General features: G+C 57.7%; 19 protein-coding genes and 1 tRNA gene. 7 read left to right on the top strand and 13 right to left on the bottom strand.

The genetic code is table 11. The features are described 5' to 3' along the window. A complete protein-coding gene (locus B3527_RS08510) occupies positions 1–1,023 on the bottom strand; it encodes a calcium/sodium antiporter (protein WP_206992700.1) in 1,023 nt (340 codons plus the stop codon). Positions 1,024–1,243: 220 nt separating this feature from the next. Between B3527_RS08510 and B3527_RS08505 the strand changes: the two genes are divergently transcribed. The 3 genes from B3527_RS08505 (at position 1,244) to B3527_RS08495 (ending at position 7,806) form a co-directional block, all read left to right on the top strand. Next, positions 1,244–3,079: an autotransporter assembly complex protein TamA gene (locus tag B3527_RS08505; protein ID WP_290478952.1), complete on the top strand. Its 1,836-nt coding sequence runs from the start codon at positions 1,244–1,246 to the stop codon at positions 3,077–3,079. Further along, on the top strand, positions 3,079–7,191 hold the full coding sequence (locus tag B3527_RS08500; protein ID WP_290484266.1) for a translocation/assembly module TamB domain-containing protein: 4,113 nt from the start codon (positions 3,079–3,081) through the stop codon (positions 7,189–7,191). The genes B3527_RS08505 and B3527_RS08500 overlap by 1 nt, the downstream gene beginning before the upstream one ends. 246 nt (positions 7,192–7,437) lie before the next feature. Continuing rightward, positions 7,438–7,806 carry a helix-turn-helix domain-containing protein gene (locus B3527_RS08495; RefSeq protein ID WP_206992697.1) on the top strand — a complete coding sequence of 123 codons (369 nt, stop codon included), beginning with the start codon at positions 7,438–7,440 and terminating at the stop codon, positions 7,804–7,806. Between the two features lie 12 nt (positions 7,807–7,818). Here B3527_RS08495 and B3527_RS08490 read toward each other — a convergent pair whose 3' ends face one another. Both B3527_RS08490 and B3527_RS08485 read right to left on the bottom strand, forming a co-directional pair. Continuing rightward, positions 7,819–8,808, bottom strand: coding sequence for a LysR family transcriptional regulator (locus tag B3527_RS08490; protein WP_290478954.1), 990 nt, complete (start codon positions 8,806–8,808; stop codon positions 7,819–7,821). Positions 8,809–9,224: 416 nt separating this feature from the next. After that, the gene (locus B3527_RS08485; protein ID WP_290478955.1) at positions 9,225–10,472 is read right to left on the bottom strand and encodes a cytochrome P450; all 1,248 of its coding nucleotides are present in this window, start codon (positions 10,470–10,472) and stop codon (positions 9,225–9,227) included. Between the two features lie 224 nt (positions 10,473–10,696). Between B3527_RS08485 and B3527_RS08480 the strand changes: the two genes are divergently transcribed. Then, entirely contained in the window at positions 10,697–11,236 is a 540-nt protein-coding gene (locus B3527_RS08480; RefSeq protein WP_290478956.1) for a MarR family winged helix-turn-helix transcriptional regulator, read from the top strand. 28 nt (positions 11,237–11,264) lie between these two features. Here B3527_RS08480 and B3527_RS08475 read toward each other — a convergent pair whose 3' ends face one another. Both B3527_RS08475 and B3527_RS08470 read right to left on the bottom strand, forming a co-directional pair. Beyond that, positions 11,265–11,678 (bottom strand): nuclear transport factor 2 family protein, encoded by a 414-nt coding sequence (locus B3527_RS08475; protein ID WP_051607714.1) that lies wholly within the window; start codon positions 11,676–11,678, stop codon positions 11,265–11,267. A gap of 27 nt (positions 11,679–11,705) precedes the next feature. After that, positions 11,706–14,153 (bottom strand): TonB-dependent receptor, encoded by a 2,448-nt coding sequence (locus B3527_RS08470; RefSeq protein WP_290478957.1) that lies wholly within the window; start codon positions 14,151–14,153, stop codon positions 11,706–11,708. Between the two features lie 290 nt (positions 14,154–14,443). Between B3527_RS08470 and B3527_RS08465 the strand changes: the two genes are divergently transcribed. Beyond that, on the top strand, positions 14,444–15,307 hold the full coding sequence (locus B3527_RS08465; protein WP_290478958.1) for an enoyl-CoA hydratase-related protein: 864 nt from the start codon (positions 14,444–14,446) through the stop codon (positions 15,305–15,307). 10 nt (positions 15,308–15,317) lie between these two features. Here B3527_RS08465 and B3527_RS08460 read toward each other — a convergent pair whose 3' ends face one another. Together B3527_RS08460 and B3527_RS08455 are read right to left on the bottom strand one after the other, a co-directional pair. After that, complete coding sequence (locus tag B3527_RS08460; RefSeq protein WP_290478959.1) at positions 15,318–15,848, bottom strand: redoxin domain-containing protein; 531 nt, start codon at positions 15,846–15,848, stop codon at positions 15,318–15,320. 358 nt (positions 15,849–16,206) lie between these two features. Then, positions 16,207–16,282, bottom strand: a tRNA-Thr gene (locus B3527_RS08455). Positions 16,283–16,523: 241 nt separating this feature from the next. Between B3527_RS08455 and B3527_RS08450 the strand changes: the two genes are divergently transcribed. Together B3527_RS08450 and metG are read left to right on the top strand one after the other, a co-directional pair. After that, the gene (locus B3527_RS08450) at positions 16,524–16,997 is read left to right on the top strand and encodes a hypothetical protein (RefSeq protein WP_290478960.1); all 474 of its coding nucleotides are present in this window, start codon (positions 16,524–16,526) and stop codon (positions 16,995–16,997) included. Between the two features lie 225 nt (positions 16,998–17,222). Next, on the top strand, positions 17,223–18,953 hold the full coding sequence (gene metG, locus B3527_RS08445; protein WP_290478961.1) for a methionine--tRNA ligase: 1,731 nt from the start codon (positions 17,223–17,225) through the stop codon (positions 18,951–18,953). On the opposite strand, the gene B3527_RS08440 is transcribed toward metG, so the two are convergent. The 6 genes from B3527_RS08440 to dxs all read right to left on the bottom strand — a co-directional run bounded on the left by B3527_RS08440 (position 18,944) and on the right by dxs (position 25,938). After that, positions 18,944–19,636 carry a DUF938 domain-containing protein gene (locus tag B3527_RS08440; protein ID WP_290478962.1) on the bottom strand — a complete coding sequence of 231 codons (693 nt, stop codon included), beginning with the start codon at positions 19,634–19,636 and terminating at the stop codon, positions 18,944–18,946. The genes metG and B3527_RS08440 overlap by 10 nt on opposite strands. Further along, entirely contained in the window at positions 19,633–20,643 is a 1,011-nt protein-coding gene (locus B3527_RS08435; RefSeq protein WP_206992687.1) for an aldo/keto reductase, read from the bottom strand. Before B3527_RS08435 ends, B3527_RS08440 begins: the two co-directional genes overlap by 4 nt. An 11-nt stretch (positions 20,644–20,654) precedes the next feature. Next, a complete protein-coding gene (locus tag B3527_RS08430) occupies positions 20,655–22,397 on the bottom strand; it encodes a class I adenylate-forming enzyme family protein (protein ID WP_290478963.1) in 1,743 nt (580 codons plus the stop codon). Between the two features lie 199 nt (positions 22,398–22,596). After that, on the bottom strand, positions 22,597–23,250 hold the full coding sequence (locus tag B3527_RS08425; protein WP_290478964.1) for a hypothetical protein: 654 nt from the start codon (positions 23,248–23,250) through the stop codon (positions 22,597–22,599). 98 nt (positions 23,251–23,348) lie between these two features. After that, on the bottom strand, positions 23,349–23,960 hold the full coding sequence (locus B3527_RS08420; protein ID WP_290478965.1) for a hypothetical protein: 612 nt from the start codon (positions 23,958–23,960) through the stop codon (positions 23,349–23,351). Positions 23,961–24,015: 55 nt separating this feature from the next. Beyond that, on the bottom strand, positions 24,016–25,938 hold the full coding sequence (gene dxs, locus B3527_RS08415) for a 1-deoxy-D-xylulose-5-phosphate synthase (protein ID WP_206992683.1): 1,923 nt from the start codon (positions 25,936–25,938) through the stop codon (positions 24,016–24,018). Positions 25,939–25,958 lie beyond the last annotated feature (20 nt).

The following is a 25,958-nucleotide window of genomic DNA, read 5'->3' as shown; positions in this document are numbered from 1 at the left end:
TTATAGGATCGCCGGTACGGGAATGAGATTGAAGGTCAATCCCATATAGAGCGCATAGCCCAAAAGGAGAACTGCTCCTTCCCAGCGGGCGATCAGCTTGCCCGTGATGGCAAACAGCGCCATCAACGCAACCGACAGGACGAGCGCGGACATGTCGCCGACACTGATCAGGCTGTGGCCCGCGCCAGAGGCCAATGCATCCGTTGTCACATCTCCACTCGGCATACTGCGCACGCTGAACGGGTGGACGAGAGCCGTCAGGCCGAGAATACCCAATATATTGAATATGTTGGAACCAATGATGTTGCCAAGCGCGACATCGGCCTTGCCGCGGAAAGCCGCGATGGCAGACGTGGCAAGCTCTGGCAGACTGGTCCCGACCGCCACGATAGAGAGCCCGATGACCGTCTCGCTGATGCCAAACTCTCGTGCAATGACTACGCCGCCGTCGACAAGCAGCTTCGCGCCGAACACCACGCCCACCAGGCCCGCCAGAGCAATGAATACCCCCTTCACCACGCCGTAATTGGCCTCAACCGTTTCGCCTTCCCCGGCGTGCATTTCAGCCACTTCGTCGCCAGCCGCCTGGTCGGCAAACACGGAGAAGGCAATATAGCCCAGCAAACATGCGACCAGCACAAATCCTGCAAGGCGTGAAAACAGGTCGAACCAGATCAACACGCACAGAAGGGCGGTAACAATGACCATGATCGATGTATCGCGCATCAGGGCGCGTGGATTGGTAATGATGGGATGGATCAGGGCCGCCACACCGAGCACGAGAAGGATATTGGCGATGTTGGAACCAACGACATTGCCAACCGCTATGCCGACGGCGCCTTCATTTATCGCGCGCAGACTGGTCACGAGTTCAGGAACCGACGTACCGAAACCGACCAGAGTGAGGCCTATGACCAGTTCGGAAATGTTGAGCTTACGCGCAACACTGACCGATCCGCGAACCAGCCCCTCCCCTCCAATAAACAGGAGGACGAGGCCGCCCAGAACCATCAGATATGTCATGAAAATCCCCACGGGAAAGATTGAAGTTGTAAATATGGGGGACAGCCAGACATCGCGCAATCAGGCCAGTGAAGACTATTTTTGCGAGCTCGGGACATATCGCCCATATGCAAAAAAACAGCTATCGGCTTGGAAGTGACAAATTTCAGCAAACTTGTTCACCGTACACTCAGCCAGAAGGCCCACATAACTCAATGAATAGGCAAGGATCGAGCACAGGATGGTAAACCGGGCAGAACGCCCAGCGGAGAGTCGTGCCCTGCCCTTTGGCAGGACTGCTGTCTGCTGTCTTGCGCTCAGCCTGATACCCGCCTGTGCCTATCTTCCTTTTACGGGCAACGACGAAACTCAAGCGTCCGACACGACCACAATTCCCGTCACGATCGAGGGGTTGCCGAGGAATCTGGAATCGGGTGCGCGCGACGCGGTGGAAATTCGCGCCGGAGCGCCGACCAGCCTTCTGGATGTGCGCCGCCGCGCCACGCAGGCCGCTGGCGCCCTTGAGGAATACCTCGCTTCCGAAGGCTATTTCACCGCCATTGTCAGCCCGGATCTCGTGGAAGACATGGACACGCGCCCGCGTCTTGATGTGGATTTGGGCGATCGGTTCACGATCGCATCGGTGGCCCTTTCCGGCGTGGATGACTTGCCCGCAGATGTCAGCAATCAGATCGACGCCGTTACAGATGAGTTGGGTATCGGCACATGGGCGGTCACCGAAGACATAGAGACGCTGGAGAAGCAGCTCGTCAGTCAGCTCCGCGATTCCGGATACGCGTTTGCAGAAAGCGAGGGCATCGATGCGCTCGCATCCCGCGCCGACAAGACCCTGGAGCTATCCTACAAGCTGGTTCCAGGCCCTCGCGTGAAACTTGGCGAACTCGTTGTTCCAGACTCGCTGAAAACCAAAGACAGCGCCATCAACATCCTCCGCAACTGGCAGTCTGGCGACTATTATGCCCCGGAGAAGATGGAAACCTTGCGAACGCGCGTAAGGGGAACAAATCTCTTCGACGGCATCGGCGTGAACATCCATAAGACAGCCGACAGCGATGGGCTGCATCCCGTCGAACTCCAGCTATCTGAAGGCAAGCGTCGCTCCGTTGGCGCCGGTGTCAGCGTCTCGACATCTGATGGTGTTGGCACGACCGCCAGCTGGGAGAGACGCAATCTGACCGGCATTGGCGACACACTCGGTGTCGATGCCCAGATCGCAACGCGCACAAGCGAGCTGACGCTGAGTTATGAGCGGCCGAATATCGGTCGCTATGGACGTGACTTCTCCGCTGAGACAGGCGTGCGCGCAGAAGAAACCGACGCCTACGACCTACAAGGCGCGAGCGTCTCGGCCAGCCTGTCCCAGCCTTTCAACGAACAATTTACGCTGTCCGCTGGCACGACGCTGGACGCGACCCGCTCCACCGACTACGAGCTGCGGGCGCAGGGCGAGGACGACTATGTCGAGCAGGTTACCCTCTCGTTTCCGCTCGGCGCGACTTACAATACGGTGAAGGCACCGCTGGACCCACAGGCTGGTAACCGCGTTTCTCTTGGTGTTGAGCCGGGTATTTCGTTCGGGGACGGAGAAGCGTCGTATACGCGGATTACCAGTTCCGCCTCGACCTATCGAAAAATCTCCGACCGTCTGGTCGCGGCTGTGCGTGCCGAAGCTGGCACGTTCCTGGGCGACGAAGGCGTGCCGGTCGACCGGAAATTCTTTGCGGGCGGTGGTGGGTCCGTACGAGGTTTCGAGTACCAGTCTCTTTCACCGACAGATTCCGACGGCAACATCATTGGCGGCGACGCCATGTTCGCCGCCTCGCTTGAACTGCGCTGGCGAAAGTCCGAGCGGTGGGGCTACGTCGCCTTTGTCGACTCCGGCTATGCAGCTGACTCCATCGACGAAGCCTTCGGCGAGATGCGGACATCGTTCGGACTTGGTGTGCGCTTTTACCCTGGCTTCGGACCGGTCCGGTTTGACATTGCCACCCCACTCGACCGCCGCGATGGGGAAGACCCGGTTCAAATCTATGTTTCCATCGGACAATCTTTCTGATGGCGGCGCTCACATCTCTCCTGGGCATGATCCGCAGACGGAAATGGTTGATGGCCATCCTGTCGGCACTCATTGCGCTGGTCGTCTTGCTCATTGCTGCACGCCTCTGGATTGCCTCAGACGGCGGGCGGGCTTTCGTGGAGTCTCAGATCGATGGCCGTGAAGCGGGGCCATTGGGCACAATCCAGATCGATGGCCTCAGCGGCGACCCTTTGGACCGGCTCGGCGCATCACGCGTCACGCTGACCGATTCTGAAGGCGTGTGGCTGACCATGGAAAATGTCGCCATCGCCTGGTCACCTGCGCGGCTGATGTCGAAGACCGTGAAACTTGACCTTGTCAGCGCCGAGAAAATCGATGTGCGCCGCCGCCCCGTCCTGGAACGGGATGAGAATGAGAATTCGGAATCTTCCAGCAATTGGGCCGTGTCCCTCGATCAACTCAGTATCGCAGAGCTTTTGTTGCAGGAAGGCGTGGCCGGTCCACGCGCTGCTTTTGATATTGATGGCCAATTCCGTTTGCCGAAATCGCGCACGTTCGATCTATCCCTGACAGCGCTTCCGCTCGAAGGTGTCGGCGACCGGGTGGATGCCACATTGAAGCGCACAGCCTCAGGTGCCTACCGGCTAGACGCAGAAGTCGACGCTCCCGCTGGAGGTACCCTGGCCACACTCTCAAATCTCCCCGACGGCGATAGTGCGTCGCTCAGCGCCCGCGCCAGCGGAACGCTGGATGATGGCGATGGCTTTGCTCAGCTGAAGATCTCAGGAGCGACCGTCGCCGAATTGACGGGCAAGATCACGGCTGGCGGCTTGTTGGCCAGCGCGGACATCAACGCATCGCGCCTGCCGATCTCCGAACAGCTGCGAACACTAATAGGTCCCTCCGCCGCCCTGAAACTTGATGGAGATATTGAGAAGGCGAGCATTCCTTTCGAATTTTCCGGCACACTTGCATCCGGGTCCATGTCCGCAAACGGTGTATATCGCAGCCGCCAGCGCGACTTCGACGGTCCGATCAATCTAGATGTGACGTTTTCTGGTCTCAAGGAACTGGTCAACCTCGATACCGATCTGGTCTTTTCAGGCTCTCTGACTGATCCCCGCGAGGCTCCCGGACTGACTGGCAATGCTGCACTACGCGCCAATGCGGGTGCGGACCTGCCTTTCAAGAAAGTCGAAGGACCAGTGGAGATCGTATCTACCGGACGATATGTTAACTTCAAAGGGTCGCTGACGGGCACCGGCATCATGGCATCGAATGCGACGGGTCGCCGGATCGCAGGCCAATCACCGAGGGTGGATGTCGCAGGCGACTACAACCGGGACACCGGGGTCGTCACCCTTGACCCTTCGACTGCACGTCTTGCCAAAGGACGCATAGCAGCAAGCGGTGCGATCAGTATACGCGAGAAGACACTTGACGTTCAGGCGCGGCTTCAACAGGTGTCTGGCCTCCTGTCATCCGCACCCGACTTATCCGCCACCGGAAGCCTCGCGGTGACGGGTCCGTTTGCCGCCCCATCAATCGTCGCAGACGTCAACGCGCATGGCATAAACGAGATGAATGCGACGGCCGCCAAAGCTTTCGGAAATATCGCGCGGCTGCGCGCCACAGTTCAAAAGACAGACTCCTCTTATCGTGTACGGACCGCCAGAATAGATGGTGACAATGTGAACCTGTCCCTATCAGGCACTTACGCACCTGGCGGGGTCGCGAACCTGTCGGGCCAATTCACACAGTCCGATGCCATCCCTATCTCGGGTTCGGCAATCGACCTCAGCTCCGGCATCTTCCAACTCTCCGGCCCAAGAGGCGTGGATGCTATAAGCCTAGCATCCTCAGGCGGCGCGTTTAGCCGTGGCTCCATTGCTATCTCTGATTTGCAAACGTCCGTAGATCTCAGACGGTCGGGCGATGGCTGGGCGGGTCCGGTCGCCTTGCAAGGTATTGCCGGCGACCACCCTGTCGAGATCACCTCCATGGCATCCTGGTCTGACGGTGTGTTCGCACTGCGGGATATCCAATCCGACTATGAGACGGCCCAGCTTTCAGGGTCTCTCTTGTATGGCGGCGAGCGCGGGCTCGACCTCAAACTCAATATAGTCGGAGACCGATTTGATCTCGGCTCGCGGCATGTCGGTGCATTTGATGTCGAACTGAGCGTGGACCGGGCCCCGGATGAAGACATGTCGATCACCGCCTCTGGCCAGGTTCAGAATGTTTGGCTCTCGCCGTCGCTTCGCTTCGACTCAGTAGACGGACAAATTCGCAATGCCCCGGAAGGCTACAATTTCGCAATACAGGTCGAACGCGAACATACTGCCCGACCCACTTCGCTGAACATATTGGGTGAGGCGGATTTCGGGGCTGAGTATCCTAGCGGCCAGATGGAACTGGATGGCTCCTTGCTTGGTGAGGCTGTCCGCTCCGTTCAGCCCGTCAGTTGGCGGTTGGGCGAAACTCCTTCGGTCGAGGCAAACATCGCCATCTTCGGCGGGAATATCGAAGCGCGCATTGCTGAGCGAACCCGTACGCCCCGCATGACCCTGACGGTCGACAGTGTTGACCTGGCTCCGGTCCTGGCTTCAGCGGGTATAGCCACGCGCCGGGTGATGGTGAATGGCAATGGAGACTTCCTGTTATTCGGAGCAAATCCGGAAGGCCAGTTTGACATAAATGTCGAGGGCCCGTTACCCGGGCTCGAGCGCGCCCTGGCCATTGATCTGGCAGGTCGACTGAGGAACGGAGCGCTGATTGTGGATGGCGCGGGCGATTATGGCGACTTGCGACTTGCGGGGTCGGCGAGCCTGCCGGTCGCTGCCGATCCAGACGGTATCGCGCACCTGGACATGGAGCGCCCCGTGCAGGGAACGGCCAATCTTCAGGGCGACTTGTCGGATTTGAGATCGCTCGCCCTGGCATATGGACATGATATTGGCGGCGTCATAGACGCATCGGCCGACCTGACCGGAACACTCACAACACCCGCATTCAGCGCTGAAGCAAAGCTGACGGATGGCATTTATGAGTTCGGGGCAACAAGCCTCAGGCTCGTGAATTTGAATCTGGACACAGATTATGTCGACCAGGCCCTAACCTTGCGCGGAAGGGGCAAAGGGGCTGATGGCGGTACGGTGAGCGTGTCCGGTACACTCTCGGCAGACGACACCAAACTCACGACCGATTTTGCTGACCTGTTGGTCTATAATCGGGATGGCGACTCACTTCGCGTGGACGGCAAGGTCAATCTCGCTGGTGGCGCAGACAAGCGGACCGTTTCCGGAAATGTCGACGTACGATCGGCTCGGTTCAATCTCGACAACCTGCCATCATCCAAAGCACAGGCCATCGACGTGCGCTGGAAAGAGGATGGCGACGCAAGTGACGGCCAAAGCGCACTCAGGCATTCACTCGCGCTGGATATGCAGATCACAGCGGATCGCCGGGTCTTCATTGATGGTCGCGGACTGGAAAGCGAATGGGGAGCAGACCTGAAATTGACCGGGACGGCTGCCGATCCTCGCCTCAACGGCATAGCGACGATGCGCCGGGGAACACTGGACCTGGCCGGGCGCCCCTTCATATTCGATAGCGGTAACGTCTATTTTGACGGTCCTCTGCGGCGGGCCCGCCTGGAGGTAGAGGCAGACCGGACGGTGAACGGGTTTGAAGCGAATGTCGCCCTGACAGGCACACCCACGAGCCCCACGATTGAGCTAACAAGTTCTCCCGATTTGCCAGAGGATGAAATTCTGTCACGCCTGCTATTCGGGCGGTCCTCGGTGGACCTGTCAGCGCTGGAAGCCGCTCAACTGGCCAATTCAATTGCGCGACTCAGCGGTAACAGTTCCGGATTCGACCCCACATCCGGGCTTCAAGCCGCCCTTGGTGTGGACCGGCTATCATTCGGAACCAATGATGAAGGCTCGGCGCAAGTAGGAGTCGGACAATACATCGCAGACGATGTATATCTCGAGTTAAACTCGGCGGGCGCGGCAGGCAGCTCCGTTGAAGTTGAGTGGGAGCCAAGACCACAGGTCTCTGTTACTTCAGAAACTACTACAGATGGCGATGCCACGCTCTCAATAAAGTGGAAAAAAGATTATTAAAAATTGCAGAGGTTTAATCCATCTGAAGTAGGATCGGGGGCGATTTAACCTGGGTTAAGCAATAGCAGATGACGCTGCTTTTTATGGGTTTTTCAGTGTTTCAAACGGGTCCAATATTGGGGCAGCAATCAGGATGAAACGCAAAATTCAGTGTGCATTCCATTTTCTTGGGTAGTGGCATCCTTGCCATAACACCCTTTGCGGGAAAATTGGTTACCTCTGATGGATATATGGAGCGAGCAGGTCATGAAGCAATCTACTTCCAGAGCCCCTACGGCAGTCGATCAGATGGTTGGCGAAAAAATCCGAAAACTTCGTCTGGATCGAAACCTGACCCTCGCTGAACTTGGCTCTGAACTCGGCATCAGCCATCAACAGCTTCAGAAGTATGAGACCGGCACCAATCGATTGAGCGCCGGAATGCTTGCCAATGTCGCGGAAGTCCTGCGCGTCTCAATCGCCAGCCTTTTCGAAGACGAGAACGCTGACGATGACAAGGACGCTGATCCGTCCGCAAAGGTTCGCGCAGAATGCCATTCCTGGATCGACCGTACGCCCTCCAAAGAGCGCCTTTCGATGATGGCAAAAGTCTTGCGGGTCATGTCGAGCGACTGATCCCAAAAGGATCTACGTGCCGGTGACTCTTGGCACCGACACGCTTTCGTGAAATTCGGCTTCAGCTTCGATCCGCTGCTTTGGGTGATAGAACTCGTCCGTGAACCAGGGCGAGACCTGCTTGTCAAATAGCGACTTGATCCATTCGATCATGAGGTTGCCAAGCGGTGACCGCCGCGTCTGCTCCGTATACGCTATCCAGAACTGGATCGGCGCCACTTCCGACATGTCCAATGCGACGAGATCCGGGTAGACATCCTGGTGGTATGTCGGCAGCAGCGCGATCCCTCCACCTCTCCGGCACAACGTGATCATGGCGCTTGCCGAATTCGTGACGAACGCAAAATCGATCATTTTCTTCAGCTCATGCGCCTTGGGGGCCCATCGCTCAACTTGCTGAACATATGATTCGTGCAAAATGCACCTGTACTGATGATACTCGAACATGCTGGAAGGCTGACTCGTTTGCGCGTCGAGGTACTCTCTGGATGCGAAACCAATATAATGAAGTGTGCCCAGTTTGTGCGAGATAATCTCCGGGTCCCGAGGTTCGGTAAACTGGATCGAGATGTCCGCCTCGTCGTTCAGCAGGTCCGGCTCCTCTGCCTTAACGTGCATTCGAACTTGCGCCTTTGGATGCGCTGTCTGGAACTCGGCCAGGCGCGGGGCGATCCAGTACGGTCCGACACCGTCACCCGATCCAATCGTGATCCGGCCTTCGGTGCCATCGGTCTTGCCGATCGCCTTGCTGAGCACTTCATTGGCGGACTCTTCCATCTGCCGCGCATAGCGCAGCACCGTCTTCCCGGTCTCCGTCAGCTCCATGCCGCGAGTTGACCGGGTAAACAGTTTGCTGCTCAGAAATTCTTCGAGCTCATCAATCTTCCGACTTACTGTCGGAGGCGACTCCCTCAACCGCGCCGCGGCCGATGTCATGCTGCCCAATTCAGCAACTACTTTGAAGACACGCAGTTTGTCCCAGTCGATCCGTTGGTTGGTCATACAGTTTCCAGAAGCCTCGAAGCTACTTGTTCAATCAATATGTTCGTCAGTCAAACGACTAGCCTGAACACAGATAGCTTCATGAATACTGAGAGAAATACTATCCTCAATACCAAGAAATACAACGGCGTGGCGTGACTTTAACTAGATTATGATCCGAGTTTGCTTATTTGACCGAGCCAGAATGCTATCAGGCAATCTGGAGGCCAAACGGATGCGCACCCTCGTCCACATGGAATTGGGAAATGCAATTCAGGGCCTACTCCCCGTTCGCTTCATTCGGGCCGGGCGGAAAACCTACTTGGCAAGCCCATGCTGCAGCACATGGTTTTTCACGTTTGAGCGACCCCATGCAGGATTGCGGCATCAACGATCACGCACATTTTTCCATTTCCACGTCACCTGGAATTGATCTGCTACACAACCAGATTCACAGGGCACGTCTTCAGGCCGTAATTGAGCAGACCGCCTCTTTGGCGCACACGTTCACCTGCTGATTCCAGGCGGCTGTAGCGGTTGAGCAGGCTGTTGATCATCTGGGCAGCTTCATTGCGAGCAATCCCTGCCCCCATGCAATGATGGATACCATGCCCGAATGTCGCCTGCTTGATCATGTTCGGTCGCTTCAGAATAAACTCATCCGGCCTTTCAAAGACAGCCGGGTCCCGATTGGCAGAGGCGTGGAAGATCGCCACCCAATCTCCTTCTCTGATTTGCGCTCCCCCAAGTTCGTAGTCCTGCGTGCATACCCGGTGGAGACGCTGAACCGGCCCGTCCCGGCGCAGGCTTTCTTCGATGAAGGCCCGCACGAGTGAACGATCGGTCCGGAGCGTCGCGTACATCTCGGGATCATCGGCCAGCACATCGATCAGATTTCCCAGGAGATAGCCCGTGGTCTCTGCGCCAGCCACGACCAGCGTCAGGCAAAATCGCACCACTTCCTCACGCGTCAGACGGCTCCCGTTCGACTCCGTCTGGATGAAGGCAGACATCAAGTCGTCGGGAACCGGTTTGCCTGTCTCGATATCGGCGTAGCGCTGGTCGACCGCTGACTGATAGTAATTCCAGAGCTCGATATTGCATTGCTGGCGCTCCGCCAGGGTGAAGTCAGAGGTCACCATGAAGGCATTGGCCCAGCGACGCAAAAGGACATAGTCCTCCTCCGGCGTACCGATCAGTTTGGTCATTACGAGCGCGGGCAAATTCGGCGCCAGGTCTTGCATGAAATCTACCGTCCCGCCGCCGACCATGTCGAGCTGCGCTTCAACCGTTGTCTCCATCCATGGCGCCACGTCGCTCATGACCCGTTTGGGCGAAAACGCCATTTGGGCAATCTTGCGAAGCTCCGCGTGGCGAGGATCGTCATGATTGACCAGCATCAGGGTCGGCGCTTCGGATTCTTCCTGCATGATATCGCGCGACGAGAAGACATCTGCGCGCCGGCAAACTTCCTGGACATCGGCATGCTTCAGCACGACCCACGCGGGATACGGCTTGTCCAAGCCGGGTATGGTGCCCGGCGGATAATCTTCAAGGCCAAACTGGATCGGCAAGTCGCGCAGATGCGCGTAATACGGATAGGGGTTCGCCATTACGTCCGGGTGATAAAGATCCCGCACGTGAAATTCATCAGGAATGTAAGGCTTGGTGGAGGCTTGTGTCATCTGGTCTTCTCCCGGGTGCAGCGGCCCAGCGCGGTGCTGGCAACCGGCATGATTGTTGAGGGTATGGATCGCGCTCGAATTTGCGTGCGCTGGTTTATTGTGTCCTTAGGACCTTTTTGTTACATGGCGCAGTTCCTTCTTGTCGGGCATTCTGGAGACTCGCTATTTGAAGGGAGATTCGACTTCGCTTATCGGCGAGGGCGCAGCAATGAACCGGAGACTGGATGGACCTTTCGAAGCGCAAACAATCGAGCAAGGATTTCCTCGACCTGTTTTTCCCGATCCACTATCTGGTCGGAATGCAGATTGAGGACGCCCTCAAATGCGGCGTGCTGACACGCCAGCAAGCCTGTCTCCTCTGGACCATCCATACGCGCGGCACTGATGGGAAGAAGATGCGTCGCAAGGACATCGCGCATGCGCTGGCGTCTTGGTACGAAGTAACGAGTTCGGCGATCTCGAAATCCCTCCGTGCGCTGTCCAAGCCGCCCCTTAACCTGATCACAATGGTCGAAGACCCCGAAAACGGACGCGAGAAGTTTGTCGTGTTGACGCCCCGCGGCGTTCAGTTTGTCGAAAGCATGATGCGCAACGGCACCGCCTTTGTGGAAACAATGGTCGAACGTCTCAGCGACGATGAAATCAGGTCCGGCATTCACTTTCTGTCCAGAGTAACCGAAATCCATCATGAGCTGGCCTCGGAGGCGACCGCAAAGCGAAAACCGAACGGGGGCGGCGCGGCAAAGCCCAAAGAGCTGAGCTGATAATCGAGGGCGGGACGCGCGTTCATTCCTAGCGTTCCGGCGTCGTCAGGTCGAACGCGACATGCACAGCCTGAGCGCTATCCTGAAAATCCCGGAAGCGGATGACTTGTCCATCCCGAATGGTAAGGATGTGCGCATAATCAGCCGCGTAAAGGCGCCCCGTCGCCTTCAGCACCATGCGTAGATGCCCGGTCACCGCCACCTTGTCGCGTTCCGCTATGAACTCGTCCTGACGAAACGTCTCGATGTCTACATCATTGCCAACATGGCCGAAAAAGATCTTGCACTTCTCCTTGCCGCGAAAAATTCCTGCAAAGGGGATGACGCTCGGACCGTAGAATTCGATCGTACAATCCTCGGCCATGACTCCGAACAATTTGTCGAAGTCACCTTCATGCACGCCGGCATACCAGGTCTGGGCGGTTTCCAATGGGGTCATCATCTTGTGAGGTTTCCTCTGGCTGAGCCTCTAGAACTGGGTGGAGAGTTCGATTCCGAACGTACGCGGCGTACCGAGGGAACCGACGAATTCGGCACCATAGGTTGTGCCCGTAAGAATCTGGTTGGTGAAATAGGTCTCGTCTGTCAGGTTTTCCCCAAACAACGCGACCTTGTATTGTCCATGTCCCGGCGCATATGTCGCCCGCGCGCGCAGGACACCATAGCTATCCTGTGACGCCACATTGATATTGAACACGGTAAAGAAGACCTGATCCTGCCAAGCATAGTCCGCCCGAAGGGTCAGATCGCCGCCAAATGCCGCAAAGTCTGCCTGAGCGCCGATATTCATTTTCCATTCCGGAGCCCGAGGCAGCCTCAAACCATCAAGATTGCGCAGAGTTGATCCCGGCTCATCCGTCAGCGGTGCGGGACGCAAGGGTTCAGTCAGCTCGCCTTCGGTAAAAACCGCGTCGAGATAGGTTACCGACCCGTCGAGTTGAAACACACTGCCGAGCAAAGCCGCAAACTCGACTTCAGCCCCTCTGACTTCCGCCTTGCCGACGTTCCGGATGATGGGCTGGTTGGCGATCGAGTCCTGCGCCTGCAGGTTTGTGTAATCATATATGAATGTCGCCGCATTGAGACGCAGTCGCTTGTCGAGCAGTCCAGCTTTGAGGCCGGCTTCATAGGCCCAGATTTCCTCGGGCTCGTATGGGGTTCGCTGGCTGGATCCAATATTGTATCCGCCACTCTTGAAGCCACGCTGGGCGCTCGCATAAAGAAGCAGGTCATCCGTAGCCGTCCATTCAAGGACGAACTTCGGCGTGGTCGCATCAAAGGTCGCAGGGCCCTCGACTGGTGCAACCACGAACCCAAACGGGTCTGGCTGGACACCATCACGGCTTTCACTTACGGCGTTGGGGAAAAATAGAACTTCCGGTGCAAACCTAACAAGAGACCCGCCCGGTGCTGACGGGAGAAAGGCGAGGTCGAAATTCTGGAAGCCGTCACGCTCTTCCTCGGAATATCGTAGACCGGCCTTCAATGTCAGCCTGTCGGTCAGATCGAAACTCGTATCAATGAAGATATTGAATGCTTCGGTTTCCTGACGCCCGTTCAGGTGCAGCTCGCAACATAGCGTGCTTTCCGGAATGCTGACCGGAAAGGGTGGCAGGACACCCGCAGTCTGCAGATCAAGCAGGCCTTGCGTAAGGATCGGCTCCCAGAAGTCGCCAAAGATGTTGTTCTGGATATCATTCTCTTCAGAAAAGTATCCGCCCCCGGCAATCCAGCTGAAACGTCCTCCGGACGGGGAGGATAGCTGGAAATCGGCGTTCCATTGCTCATGATCTTCGGCGCGATGGATGTAGGTATTGAACGTGTCTCCGAGATCAAACGAGTTCTGGAAGTCAGGATTTGAATTCTTGTAGCCGGTGATGACCTGAACATCATAGTCGCCGAGGGCCCAGTCGAGCCGCCCTGTGAGACCCCACACGCTTGTTTCGTTGAAATAGTCGACTGCCGAAAAGATGTCGCGAGAGGCGGGTGCCGAGATACGGCCACTATTCTTGATGCCGAAATAGGGCAGCGTCTGAGAGCCCTCGCGAGTCCCGAGCCAGCCCGACACTTCATCCTGGTACCCCAGGCTCGCAAAATGGAAGACGTTGGCGCGATCGTCCGCTTTGTAATAGTCCCCCGTCAGGGTGAGCATGGCGGTGGGCGTCAAATCGACCTCCACCGTGGCGCGGGCGGTGATGTCGTGCTTGTCCTCCGCATCGAATGTGCGATCGGGCTGGGATGCGGGGAGTGTCCCACGTGGCAGATGAACCGTCGTGTACCCGTCGCGATCCTCCTTCTGGACCGCCAGACGGGCCCGCACACGGTCATTGAGAGGGCCGCTCAGGGCGGCGAATGCGTGCGTGCGATCATAATTGCCAAGGATCAGTCGCGCTTCGCCGGCGAATTCATCGGTGGGGCGCTTGGTGATGATGTTGACGGCGCCACCGGTGGCGTTGCGCCCGTAGAGGGTTCCCTGTGGACCGCGCAAGACTTCCACGCGCTCTATGTCGAAGAAACCAGGACCAATTGCAGCCGCGCGCGACAAATAGACTCCGTCCAGATAGGTCGCCGTGGAACTGTCGGCACCGGCCACGATGACCGGCGTACCGATGCCACGAATAAAAATGGACGTGTCTCCCTGATAGTTGGAAACGTGAAGTCCCGGAACCATGTCTGCGACATCTTCGACGGACTGGACCGACCGGTCGAGCAATGCCTCGCTGTCGAGCGCCGAAACCGAAGCTCCCGTACTCTGAATATTTTCCTCTCGCCGCGTGGCCGTAACCGTGACCGTACTCAGAGTACGGGACTCCATCTCAGGCTCAGCCTCGCCTGAGACATCCTGCGCGGCGGCCGACTGCATGACCATTGCAAAAGCGCACACCGAAACGGTGGCGCCAAGAGCGCGTTTCAACATTGCTCCCTCCCTCCCCCGCGGTGCGAGGGTTCTTTTTGTTATACTGCAAGATGTCCCTCGTTAATTGTTTCCGTCAAGACCCTTTTTGAAACCAAGATCACTCACCTTCACAAAATCGCGCGCCTGCGGATCACTCCGCCTCAATCACCCCTCAATTTACTGCGTTGTTTTAATTTTATTTTTTTATTACACATGCACCAGAGCGATTCCGGACACCGAATCATTGTCAAACCTCGCACATTGAATAAAAGGGTCTTTAAGACCTCTTTTGCATATAAAGGACCTGAAATATGCCTGGATATACGATCGGACTGGAGGCAGGAATCGCCCACCTCATATTGGAGCGCCCCCAGTCAGGGAATGCGTTGGGCGCCGGATTCTGGAATGGACTAGCACCCGATATCTCCGCGCTCGATCGAAGTGGGGAAGTACGCGCCATGGTTCTGTCATCAGGCGGACGAAATTTCTGCGCAGGAATGGATCTCGACGAATTTGCAGGCGGTATCCCCGAGCCTGACTCACCCGGCGCCCGTGAGAGCTTCTACCATCTCGCTCTTTCCTTGCAGGAGACTTTCTCTTGCCTGGAGCGCGCACGCTTCCCCGTTTTTGCGGCAATACAGGGCGCTTGCCTCGGTGCCGGCCTGGAGCTGGCCGCAGCATGCGATCTCAGATACGCGACCCGCGACTCCTATTTCCGGATTGAGGAAATCAATACAGGTATCATGGCGGATGTCGGGGCATTGCAGCGCCTGCCGAAAATCTTGCCTGAGCCGGTTGTAAAAGAGATGGCATTTTTGGGCGAGACACTGCATGCGGACGAAGCGGCCCAGCATGGCTTTGTGACCCGCCTTGCGGATACGCCGGATGCGGCGATCAAACTGGCCATGGCCGCCGCAGATCAGGTGTGCAGGAAGGCACCTGTCGCCATCGCAGGGACAAAAGCCGCCTTGCAATGGGCACGTGACCATTCTGTTGCGGATTCCCTGGAATGGTCTGCCCGTACGCAGTCGGCATTGTGGAGCACGCATGATATTTTCGCCGCCCTTCGTGCCAGAAAAGCGCGCACTGCTCCGTTATTTGAACCACTCCTGGCCAAGCCGGTTTTGGGTGGATCAACATCCAGTCCAGGGGGCGGCGACCCGCAACCTGACTGAATGCTAATCCTTATCCAGTGTGAGTGCCTCGTACCGGATAATCCTTCTTGCGAATAAAGGTAAGGCCATCCAGCAAGCCCTTCAGCGCAGGACGCGCAAACGGGGCATTCGATACGTCCACGATCTGCAACTTGCCATCATTCCTCACGACGAACGTCGCCGGCTCTGCAAAGGGGCGGTCAGTTTCCTCCGGGCTTCGGGGGTCAGAAACGAATAGACCTAGCTCGGTCATCTGCGCAGTGCTGAGATCGTAACCGATCGTGCCCATGTAGCCGATATCGCTGGCAGAGGCTTTCGCCTTCTCTTCCGGATCAGCAGAAACCGCGATGACATCAACGTCGATCGCAGCAAAATCATCAAGCATGCGATTCAGCTCTGTCAGATAAGTCTTGCAGATGGGACAATGCTTCCCGCGATAGACTACAATCAGCCTCCAGTTCCCGTGCTCCCGGTTGGGGACGCCGAGCTTGGCGTCACCCCCACCCAGTGTGGCAACCTCGATGTCAGGAAACGATGCGGCGGGTGTCAGAGTATTGGGCATGAATTGTATCCTATGAGTATCTGCGGGCAGTTACACTAGCTCACAACTGAACAGCTTGTTCCGCTTCACGCGCGACGAAACACAGATTTGAGCCGCGCACACATCACTCAAGGTATCTGGAATTGCGCCACGGTCTTTCCAAATTCAACGGAGACAAGCAGGCATTCCGGATATGAAATGACGGTCCGACCGCCTTGCTCTGCTCGCCAGAAAAGATGGCCGGTGTGCGAAGTTGATGCCCGTGTCGGATAGTCCAGCCTCACGCAGGCGACCAGCGCGATCAATCTCATTTTTACCGGTTGCGGGCCAATTCCACATCGCACTTCCCGCGAAGCAGGGGATAGACCCTTGTTTTTGCTGGTGCCGGCTGAGGGACTCGAACCCCCGACCCTCTGATTACAAATCAGATGCTCTACCAGCTGAGCTAAGCCGGCCACGCTGGAATGGGTGTCACTACTTCGATCAGAGCGGCGGCGCAAGCGGGTGTTCCAGTCAAATTGTCATCAGTTCGCTCCGGAGCCGATTTCTTTCAAATTCCCCAACTCTGCCCCATTCGCCCTGATGGACGCATATTTCCGCCTCAAAGGAAGTCTATCCAGTCCTTCAGGAGACCACACACCAAGATGTGGCGTTGATGGGTGTCAGACGACACGAGAGCCTGAAGGAATACTGGAAATGAAACGCGCACAGATACTGGCCGGCTTCAGCATCGCCGCAATCGCCTTGGCATTCCCTGCCATGTCGGACGCCCCGAAGGCTCCGCCCCTTGAGCCTGTTCATGTTCCTTACGAAAGGACCTGCCAGGATACTCAAATCACCGTCTATTTCTCAAAGCAGGAATCAGTCCTTTCCTCTTATGCGGTTCGCTCGCTCAACACGGCTGGCGACCAGCTTGCCGGATGCGCCGTATCGGACATCGAGGCTAGTGTCGTATCAGCCGATGCTATCGACGACATGGCGGCCACCAGCCTGTCTGAAGCCCGCGCCGCCGTGGTGCTGGAAGCCCTGAACGCCCGTGGAATCCGCGCGCGTGACATTCGCACGGCCTTTGTGTCGGCCGCTGAAGCCAACCCGTCAGATGCCCTCACATTCCCAATGGCGCGCCGCGTCGATCTTACCGTGACAGCCGCCACCGGCTACGGCCTGTAGGCCTACAAATTTTCCTCCCGGAAAGTCCAGGATTCCTCACCGCGTCCTGGAACCCCTCGCCCCGAGCGCCTTGCAGCGTGTTCGGGGCGTTCTTTTTGACGGACTGCCCTGTTATTTAAGGCGTCACAATTCTTTCCTTTCCGGCGCGCATCGCTAAAAGGTGCAGGGCAACCGGGCACACGGCCCGACCTGCCCGCAACGCTATTTGGGAAAGACCGCATCTCCATGACGCAAACCCGGCGCATTCTCGTTACGTCCGCCCTGCCTTATATCAACGGCATCAAGCATCTCGGTAATCTGGCAGGCTCCATGCTGCCGGCGGATGTATATTCCCGCGTGATGCGACTGATGGGCCACGACGTGACCTATATCTGCGCCACAGACGAGCATGGCACGCCAGCTGAACTGGCTGCCCAGGCCGCCGAGATGAGCGTCCAGGCCTATTGCGACGAGCAGTACGAGATACAGCGCGCCGCAGGCGAGGGTTTCAACCTGTCCTATGACTGGTTTGGACGCTCCTCCCGCCCTGCCAACAGCGCACTGACCCAGCATTTCGCGCAAGTCCTGGAACAGAACGGCCTGATCGAAGAGCGCACATCCAAACAGGTCTATTCTGTCGATGATGGCCGCTTCCTGCCCGACCGCTACGTCGAGGGCACCTGCCCGACCTGTGGCTTCGAAAAGGCGCGCGGCGACCAGTGCGACAATTGCGGACGGCTCCTGGACCCGGTCGACCTGATTGACCCGTATTCCTCGGTCTCCGGCAGCAAGAATATCGAAATCCGCGACACCAACCATCTCTACCTGCTGCAAACGCAGATGCAGGACAAGATTCGCGACTGGGTGAACAGCAAGGGCGCCCAATGGCCTGGCCTTGCCGTTTCCATCGCCAACAAATGGCTGGATGAGGGCCTGATCGCCCGCGCCATCACGCGCGATCTGAGCTGGGGCGTGCCGGTGCTGGACGCCGATGGCAATCCGCGTCCGGGCTATGAAGACAAGGTCTTCTATGTCTGGTTCGACGCGCCTATCGAATACATCGCGGCCACGCAGGAATGGGCCGAAGCGACCGGGAATGATTGGGAAGCCCTCTGGCGCACCGACAAGGGCGCCGACGAAACTGAGTACGTCCAGTTCATGGGCAAGGACAATGTCGCCTTCCACACGGTCAGCTTCCCCGTGACGCTGCTCGGCTCCGGAGAACCATGGAAGACGGTCGACAAGCTGAAGGCCTTCAATTGGGTCACTTGGTATGGCGGCAAGTTCTCAACGTCGAACAAGCGCGGCGTATTCATGGACCAAGCGCTGGAATTGCTGCCAGCTGATTACTGGCGGTGGTATCTGATCGCCAATGCCCCAGAAGGCTCGGATGCTGCCTTCACCTGGGAAGGTTTCCAGTCTGCGGTGAATTCCGACCTCGCCAACGTACTCGGTAATTTCGTCAACCGGATCACCAAGTACACGGTGTCAAAGTTCGACGGCAAGGTTCCGGAGACAGGCGAGGCTGGCGACGCCGAAGCGTGGATGACGGCGGAGCTGCAGGAGCGCCTGCCACGTCTGATCGAACATTATGAGGCGATGGAGTTCCGCAAGGCCGCCGCCGAGACCCGCGCAATCTGGGCCGCCGGCAATGAGTATCTTACCAAGGCCGAGCCGTGGGTGAAGTACAAGTCAGATGTGGATGCGGCTGCTGTCGGCGTACGCACGGGCCTAAACCTCGCGGCCCTGTTTGGCATTCTCGCGCTGCCGATCATTCCTGACGCGGGCAAGAAAATTCTCGATGCGCTCGGTATTCCCGACGAGCATCGGAGCTTCAGGTTCCGCGACATTCCCGGCCTGTTGAACAGCCTGCCGCCAGGCATGGAGATATCTCCGCCGGACGTGTTGTTCCAGAAGATCGAAGACAGCCAGGTCGAAGAATGGACCGAACGTTTTGGCGGGAGTGATCAGGCCTGACGCTGGAATATGACGCTCAGATTGTTGGCCGGCATCTCGATGATTTTCGCGACGGACAGACCGACTTCTTCGGCCAGCGGGATGATCTGACGATCCAGGTCGCGGACTCCCCAAGCGGAATCTCGCGATTGCAGGCTCTCGGTGAATGCCGCGTTGGACGGTGCGATCTCGCCGTTCCGCGCAAAGGGTCCGTACAGGAACAGCTTACCGCCGGGCTTCAAAAGTCTTCCAGCGCCCGCAATGAGGCCGAACGCAGCCTCGAAAGGCGCAATATGAATCATGTTGATTGAGACTATGGCGTCCCAATAGCCGGGCCGTTCCACGTCTCCCCACTGACCTTTGGAAGCGTCTACGACGACAGGCCCCGCCAGTCGATCATGCGAGCTGGCGTCTCTCCATGCCTTCTGGCTGGCGCGGCTCTCCGCATCAATGTCGGAATAAGTCCAGTAGAGGTCGCCAAGCGCCTGGGTCAGGTAAGCCCCATGCTCGCCAGTGCCGGAAGCGACCTCGAGAACGTGCCCGCCTTTACAGACATGGTCACGAAACACGCTGAGGATCGGGTCGCGATTGCGCGCAACAGATGGCGAGTACCGCCGACCGTCTCCCTCGGTGCGACGGGCCTCCAGAGCGACTGGTTTGCCGCTTTCGGACTTTGGGTAGTCCCCATCAGTCCCATTTGTCATCGGGTTTGCTCGAAGGGATACATTTCCGTAGTTACGACCGCCTGCCCCAAACGGTTATAGCGTGGACCAACGGCTTTCTCCGGCAAGAAGAATGCATCCAGCCGCGCAACCATATCTTCCGACAATTGGACGCTGCCTGCCTGCCAGTTCTCTTCAAGATGAGCGAGGTTGGTCGTACCCGGGATCGGGAGAATGTTATCTCCCTTGGCGAGCGTCCAGGCGAGCGCCAATTGCGCCACTGAACAGTCCACTTCTTTTGCGCAGGCCCGTGCCTCGTCCAACAGGGGCAGGTTCCGGGCATAGTTTTCTGGCGTGAAGCGCGGGAAGATGGATCCCCGCAAATCCGACTCATGGAATTTCGCCGGATCAACCGGCGGATCGGCAAGGAAGCCGCGCCCCACGGGCGAGAAGGCCACGAGCGCCACGCCCAGTTCTTCACACGCCGCCTTGATGGCGATTTCCGGGTTGCGAACCCAGAGGGAGTACTCGCTCTGCATAGCGGCTATCGGATGCACGGCGTGCGCGCGGCGCAAATCGGCTTCGCCCATTTCCGACAATCCGATCATGCGGATTTTGCCTTCTTGTACCAGGTCAGACAATGCGCCAACCGAGTCCTCGATCGGCACATTCGGATCCGGTCGGTGCATGTAGTAGAGATCAATCACGTCTGTCTGCAGGCGCTTCAGGCTGGCCTCGCAGGCGGCCTTTATGCTTTCCGGCCGCGCGTCCAGCGTCCGCTGGCCACCGTCAAACCCCAACACACATTTGCTGGCGAGAAAGTAACTGTCCCTTCTATCCTTCAGGGCCTGCCCGATCAGCTCCTCGCTGCGCCCGAAGCCGTAGAGCGTTGCCGTGTCGAGAAAGTCGTAGCCGAGGTCCAGCGCGCGCACGAGCAAGCCTTTGGCATCCGCTTCATCCATCGGCGGGCCATACGCATGCGTGATGTTCATGCAACCAAGGCCAACCGGGTAAACCTCCCGGTCTCCAATACGTCGTTTCGCAGTCATGCTTTGGGTCCTTATGAGACGAACTGTTCCCGGAGGACGGGCTTGAGGATCTTGCCGTTCGCGTTGCGTGGCAGGGGCTCGGTCATGAAGAGGACCTTCACGGGTACCTTGAACGCAGCCAGGTGACTGGCGGCATGCGCTCTCAACTCATCTTCGGTAACATGCATGCCGGGTTTCAGTTGCACGACAGCGCCGACTTCCTCCCCAAGAATCTTGTGTGGGATGCCGACGACCGCCGCGTCCATCACAGCCGGGTGCTCATAAAGGGCATTCTCGACTTCGATGCAGTAGACGTTCTCACCACCGCGGATCAGCATGTCCTTGGCCCGGTCAACGAGATAGAGGAAGCCCTCTTCATCCAGACGCGCAAGGTCTCCTGTCACGACCCAGCCATCGCGGAAAGTCTCGGCAGTCGCTTCCGGTCGGTTCCAATAGGCCTTGCAGTTCATCGCGCCCTTGCACCAGAGTTCACCAACTTCGCCCTGTGGCACAGGATTGCCATCAGGATCGCAGATTTTCAGCTCAACGGCTTTGGGCGGCGCGCCGGCACTACCCGGACGGTTCACATAGTCTTCGCCGATATTCAGCGTTGCCGTGGCACACGTTTCCGTCATGCCCCAGCCATTGCCAGGGGCCGCATCCGGGAAGCGCTTCTTGATGGTCGAGACAAGCTCCGGCGCCGACGGTGCGCCACCATAGGAAATAGCGGCGATAGAGGACAAATCATATTTATCCCTGTCCGGATGTTCAAGCAATTGCCAAGCAATGGCAGGGACACCCCCGACAGCTGTAACCTTTTCTTCCTCGATGATCGGCAGGGCCTTACCCGCATCCCACTTGTACATGGAGACAATCTTGTCGCCGCGCAGCAGGGATGGGATCAGGATCGCGAAAGCCCCTGTGGCATGAAAAAACGGAATCGCCAGCAAGGTCGCGCGCTGTTCGTTTGGATCAGGCTCAGGTACAGGTTCGCCCTTGCGCAGGAACATACGGGCCTGGCAGGTCATGGAATTGAACATGTTGGAAACAACCGCGCGATGGGTGGCCAATGCGCCCTTTGGTTTCCCGGTCGTTCCCGACGTGTACATGATCGTTGCGTTGTCTTCCGGCTCCAGATCAATAGCTGGCCACGACACTGCTGGCAGATTGGCCCATTCATTGGCCCCGCCAACATATGTTTCCATCCGTGACACGCGCGGGTCGCCATACTCACCTTCCGGGTCGCGCGCGATGATGACGTTTTTCAGGTCCGGCAACTTTTCCCATTCCGTCCTGACACGCTCATAGATTTGTGGGTCAACGAAGGCGAGCTTCACGCCGGCGAAAGACAGACCGTATTCGAGCTCCTCACTCGTCCACCAGGAGTTCATTGGGGTGGCAATGGCGCCAAGCATGGAGGCAGCGAAGAAGGCGACGGGCCATTGCGGATAGTTACGCATGACGATGGCGACGCGGTCACCCTTCACGATACCATACGTGTCGCGCATGACGGCGGCGAGTTTGACGACGGCTCGGGCGAGGGCATCAAATGTCACGCGCTCATCTTCATATACAATGAAGTCACGGTCGGCGTATTGCATGCTGGCGAGTTGAAGCACCAGTGGAATGGTCGGCGGCGCATTCTTGTAGATCTTCATTTCGACGCCATTGATGACAGCGTCCATGAGCTCTAGCGGGGAACCTTCGGCCGCGAGCATCTCATTCGCCTGAGCGATGGACATGGCGGGCCAGTTTGGCAAAGTGTCTGCGGGCATGGGTTTCCTCTGGATGTGTGTTTTGTCCACACAATCACGCCACCCCAAAGTATTGAAGGAAAAATTGACCGTTCATCCGACAATTTTTCGAGAGCGGGGGCAAAATCATGTCCCAAAGCGCAGTACGCCGCCGACACGCCCGTTCCGAAATAGAAACAGTCGTATCGACGGCGAAAAATTCTGGATCGATTAAGAGCGGTTACTTGCCGAAATCGCAGAAACGCAGCGCGTGGTTGGTGCCATCCGGCTCGACAGCATCGTAGCTGCGTCCGGTCAGCTCATCGCCCTCACAGAGATAGCCGATCTGGTACATGGCGATCAGTGTCTCATTGTCAGGCGTCAGGTCGCTGGCAATCATGAGATCGATAGCATCCTCATGGCGGCCCAGTTGCATCAGTATATCGAACTTTTGCTGGCGAGTGGTTTCGGGCTTGTTCAACGCCGTCATCAGCGAATCTGCCTTGCCACGCGCCGTCGCGAGCGCAGGCACTGCCTTGGCATACACCGCTGTATCGTCGAGCGTGTTCACGATTTCTTCGAAATCCTCGATCGCGCCCATCACATCATAGCCTGACTGGCTGGCACGCAGCTCGCCGCGGCGCAGGAGTGTCTCGGCAAGTTGCTCTCGCGACAGTTCTGGATCGCCTGAAAGCTGGGTCAGGCGGTCGATGGCGGTCTGAGTGTTGCCAGCCTCCTCCAGACCCTCAACCGTGGTCATCGCCAGCGCGTAGCTGGACATGGTTTCAGTCATTGGTGCGACTGTGGCACCCGTTGCCTCGGTCGAGCCGGACGTGGAAGAACAAGCTGCAAGTGCCAGAGCGGAAGCAGCAGCGATTAGGCCGGAACGAATCATGGGACATCTCCAACAGGGAACAGAAGAAATTCAGTGCCTAGTCGTAGTCGCTCAAGGCGTGCGCTGACAGGGCGGTAATGTGGATTTTATGTGACCTTTCAACTGGTCAGGTCTGCACACCATTCCAGCCCGGTGAGATCATCCCGGTCTTCACCGAACTCGTGCAAGCGGACATCCGACTCGCCTGCCTCACAGATATAGCCTGCGGCGACCAGTGTTTCGACCTGCTCAGGGGTCGGCGGCAAGCCTGACGATCGATAGCGCGCAACGGCCTCTTCATGGCCACCCAAAGTCCAAGTTCCGTCAAACCATTGAGCGAGCGTAAGGAACCGGTTCATCGACACCTTGATTTGCTCTACATCGGTGCGGACATAATCGAGTTCCGTTCGCGCATTCGCCGCAAGGGCGTGATCCGGCGCGATCTCCAACAGGGCTTCGAAATCTTCAATCGCGCCCAGCCGATTATCTGCCGCCTGTCGGCGCAAGCTGCCCCGATGATACAAAGCCTGGACGCGTTGCTCGGCCGTCAGCGAGTTGAGAGCGAGCAATTCGCTTAACATCGCTTCGGCGTCGTACGGGTTAGAATCCGCCAATGCCTGCGCAATGACCGTTTCCGGTGGCGGCCCTGAATCGGCTGCTTCCGGCGCAGTGGCGCAGGCAGCCAGCAATAGCGCGGCGCTGATCGAAGTATAGAATGGAAAGCGTCTCATGCGCGGCACATAAGACCGGTTCGCCGTGCGCCGCAAATTGCTTTTCAGATAGATATCAGGCCCGGGCCAACCGGTTGATCTCGGCAATGTCACCGCGGCCCAGAGCTTCAATCGCCTTGGCGGCAATGTGACGGGCATTAAGGCCAGCCGTTTCATACATCTGGTATGGGCTATCCTGATCTTGGAAGACATCTGGCAGCGTCATTGGGCGGATTTTCAGGCCATTGTCGAGCGCGCCTACGCGGGCCAGGTGTTCCAGCACAAAACTGCCGAAGCCGCCCGTCGCACCTTCTTCGATAGTGACCAGAACCTCATGCTCGCGCGCCAATCGTTCGACCAGTTCGGCGTCCAGCGGCTTGGCAAAGCGCGCATCCGCAACCGTGGCAGACAAGCCCTGCGCAGCCAGCATTTCAGCAGCCTTTTCAGCTTCGCCCAAGCGCGTGCCGTAAGACAGTATCGCAATCGTCGTGCCTTCGCGAACGATCCGTCCCTTGCCGATTTCGAGCGGCTCGGGGTTCTCCGGAACAGCCGCGCCGGTGCCTTCACCACGCGGATAGCGAAAGGCGGATGGGCCATCATCGATCTGCGCCGAGGTCACAACCATGCGAGCGAGTTCTGCTTCGTCTGCAGCTGCCATACATATCATGCCCGGCAATGCACCAAGATATCCGATATCAAAGCTGCCCGCATGCGTTGCGCCATCAGCGCCAACAAGGCCTGCGCGGTCGATCGCAAACCGGACCGGCAATTTCTGGATCGCCACATCATGCACGACCTGATCGTAGCCGCGCTGCAGGAAGGTAGAATAGATCGCCGCGAACGGTTTCATGCCGTCTGCCGCAAGGCCGGCGGCGAACGTCACAGCATGCTGTTCGGCAATGCCCACATCGAAATGGCGGTCCGGGAATTTCTTGGCGAAAATGTCGGTCGATGTGCCGGACGGCATGGCAGCCGTGATCGCGCAAATCTTGTCGTCAGTTTCTCCGAGTTTCGCCAAGGTCTGGCCAAACACTTTCTGGTAATTTGGCGCCTTGGGTTTTGGCTTCGATTGCTCACCGGTGATTACGGAGAACTTCGAGACCCCGTGATATTTGTCCGCCGAATTTTCGGCCGGCGCATAGCCTTTGCCCTTTTGGGTAACGACGTGGATCAGGATCGGGCCGTCCTTCATCGCTTTCACATTCTCGAGAACCGGGAGAAGCGTATCGAGATCGTGACCATCGATTGGCCCGACATAATAGAATCCGAGTTCCTCGAACAGCGTGCCGCCCATGGCAAAGCCGCGCAAATACTCCTCCGCGCGCCTGGCCGGACTTTCCAGCCCGATAGGCGTGACCACTTTTTTGGCGATCCGACGCAAACCGCGATAGGGTCGCGAAGATACGAGTTTAGACAAGTAATTGCTCATCGCGCCGACCGGAGGCGCAATCGACATGTCATTATCGTTCAGGATTACGATCAGGCGGGATTTGTCCGCGCCGGCATTGTTCATGGCCTCATAGGCCATGCCAGCAGACATGGATCCGTCACCAATCACGCAGACAACATGCGTGTCGCCGCCTTGCAGGTCGCGCGCCTTCGCAAAGCCATGTCCCGCAGAAATGGAGGTGGATGCGTGCGCAGCGCCAAACGGGTCGTATTCGCTCTCGGCGCGTTTCGTGAAGCCTGACAGGCCGCCAGGCTGTCGCAGTGTGCGCATCTGGTCGCGACGCTCTGTCAGGATCTTGTGCGGATAGCATTGGTGGCCGACATCGAAGATCAGCTTGTCTGCCGGTGTATCGAAAACGGAATGGATCGCGAGCGTCAACTCCACGACACCCAGCCCCGACCCCAGGTGGCCACCCGTGACCGAAACCACATCGATGACTTCGTCGCGCACTTCATCTGCGAGTTGTTTCAATTCCGCCCGCGAGCGGCCTTTAAGGTCGGCAGGAGAATTGATTGCATCCAGCAAACGATTGGGGCGGGCGTCGGTCATTCCAGTTTAAGCTCGATCTT

The organism is Hyphomonas sp. UBA4505 (assembly GCF_002388685.1).
Lineage (GTDB): Bacteria > Pseudomonadota > Alphaproteobacteria > Caulobacterales > Hyphomonadaceae > Hyphomonas.
The sequence above is the reverse complement of the archived record's forward strand: the minus strand, read 5'-3'. Positions and strand labels throughout refer to the sequence as shown.

Coding starts and splice junctions, on each gene's coding strand:
- B3527_RS08465 (WP_290478958.1), top strand. CDS start 14,444: ATGCCTGGATATACGATCGGACTGGAGGCAGGAATCGCCCACCTCATA.
- B3527_RS08435 (WP_206992687.1), bottom strand. CDS start 20,643: ATGACTGCGAAACGACGTATTGGAGACCGGGAGGTTTACCCGGTTGGC.
- B3527_RS08490 (WP_290478954.1), bottom strand. CDS start 8,808: ATGACCAACCAACGGATCGACTGGGACAAACTGCGTGTCTTCAAAGTA.
- B3527_RS08480 (WP_290478956.1), top strand. CDS start 10,697: ATGGACCTTTCGAAGCGCAAACAATCGAGCAAGGATTTCCTCGACCTG.
- B3527_RS08450 (WP_290478960.1), top strand. CDS start 16,524: ATGAAACGCGCACAGATACTGGCCGGCTTCAGCATCGCCGCAATCGCC.
- B3527_RS08470 (WP_290478957.1), bottom strand. CDS start 14,153: ATGTTGAAACGCGCTCTTGGCGCCACCGTTTCGGTGTGCGCTTTTGCA.
- B3527_RS08440 (WP_290478962.1), bottom strand. CDS start 19,636: ATGACAAATGGGACTGATGGGGACTACCCAAAGTCCGAAAGCGGCAAA.
- B3527_RS08500 (WP_290484266.1), top strand. CDS start 3,079: ATGGCGGCGCTCACATCTCTCCTGGGCATGATCCGCAGACGGAAATGG.
- B3527_RS08505 (WP_290478952.1), top strand. CDS start 1,244: ATGGTAAACCGGGCAGAACGCCCAGCGGAGAGTCGTGCCCTGCCCTTT.
- B3527_RS08475 (WP_051607714.1), bottom strand. CDS start 11,678: ATGATGACCCCATTGGAAACCGCCCAGACCTGGTATGCCGGCGTGCAT.
- dxs (WP_206992683.1), bottom strand. CDS start 25,938: ATGACCGACGCCCGCCCCAATCGTTTGCTGGATGCAATCAATTCTCCT.
- B3527_RS08460 (WP_290478959.1), bottom strand. CDS start 15,848: ATGCCCAATACTCTGACACCCGCCGCATCGTTTCCTGACATCGAGGTT.
- B3527_RS08485 (WP_290478955.1), bottom strand. CDS start 10,472: ATGACACAAGCCTCCACCAAGCCTTACATTCCTGATGAATTTCACGTG.
- B3527_RS08430 (WP_290478963.1), bottom strand. CDS start 22,397: ATGCCCGCAGACACTTTGCCAAACTGGCCCGCCATGTCCATCGCTCAG.
- B3527_RS08425 (WP_290478964.1), bottom strand. CDS start 23,250: ATGATTCGTTCCGGCCTAATCGCTGCTGCTTCCGCTCTGGCACTTGCA.
- B3527_RS08510 (WP_206992700.1), bottom strand. CDS start 1,023: ATGACATATCTGATGGTTCTGGGCGGCCTCGTCCTCCTGTTTATTGGA.
- B3527_RS08495 (WP_206992697.1), top strand. CDS start 7,438: ATGAAGCAATCTACTTCCAGAGCCCCTACGGCAGTCGATCAGATGGTT.
- metG (WP_290478961.1), top strand. CDS start 17,223: ATGACGCAAACCCGGCGCATTCTCGTTACGTCCGCCCTGCCTTATATC.
- B3527_RS08420 (WP_290478965.1), bottom strand. CDS start 23,960: ATGAGACGCTTTCCATTCTATACTTCGATCAGCGCCGCGCTATTGCTG.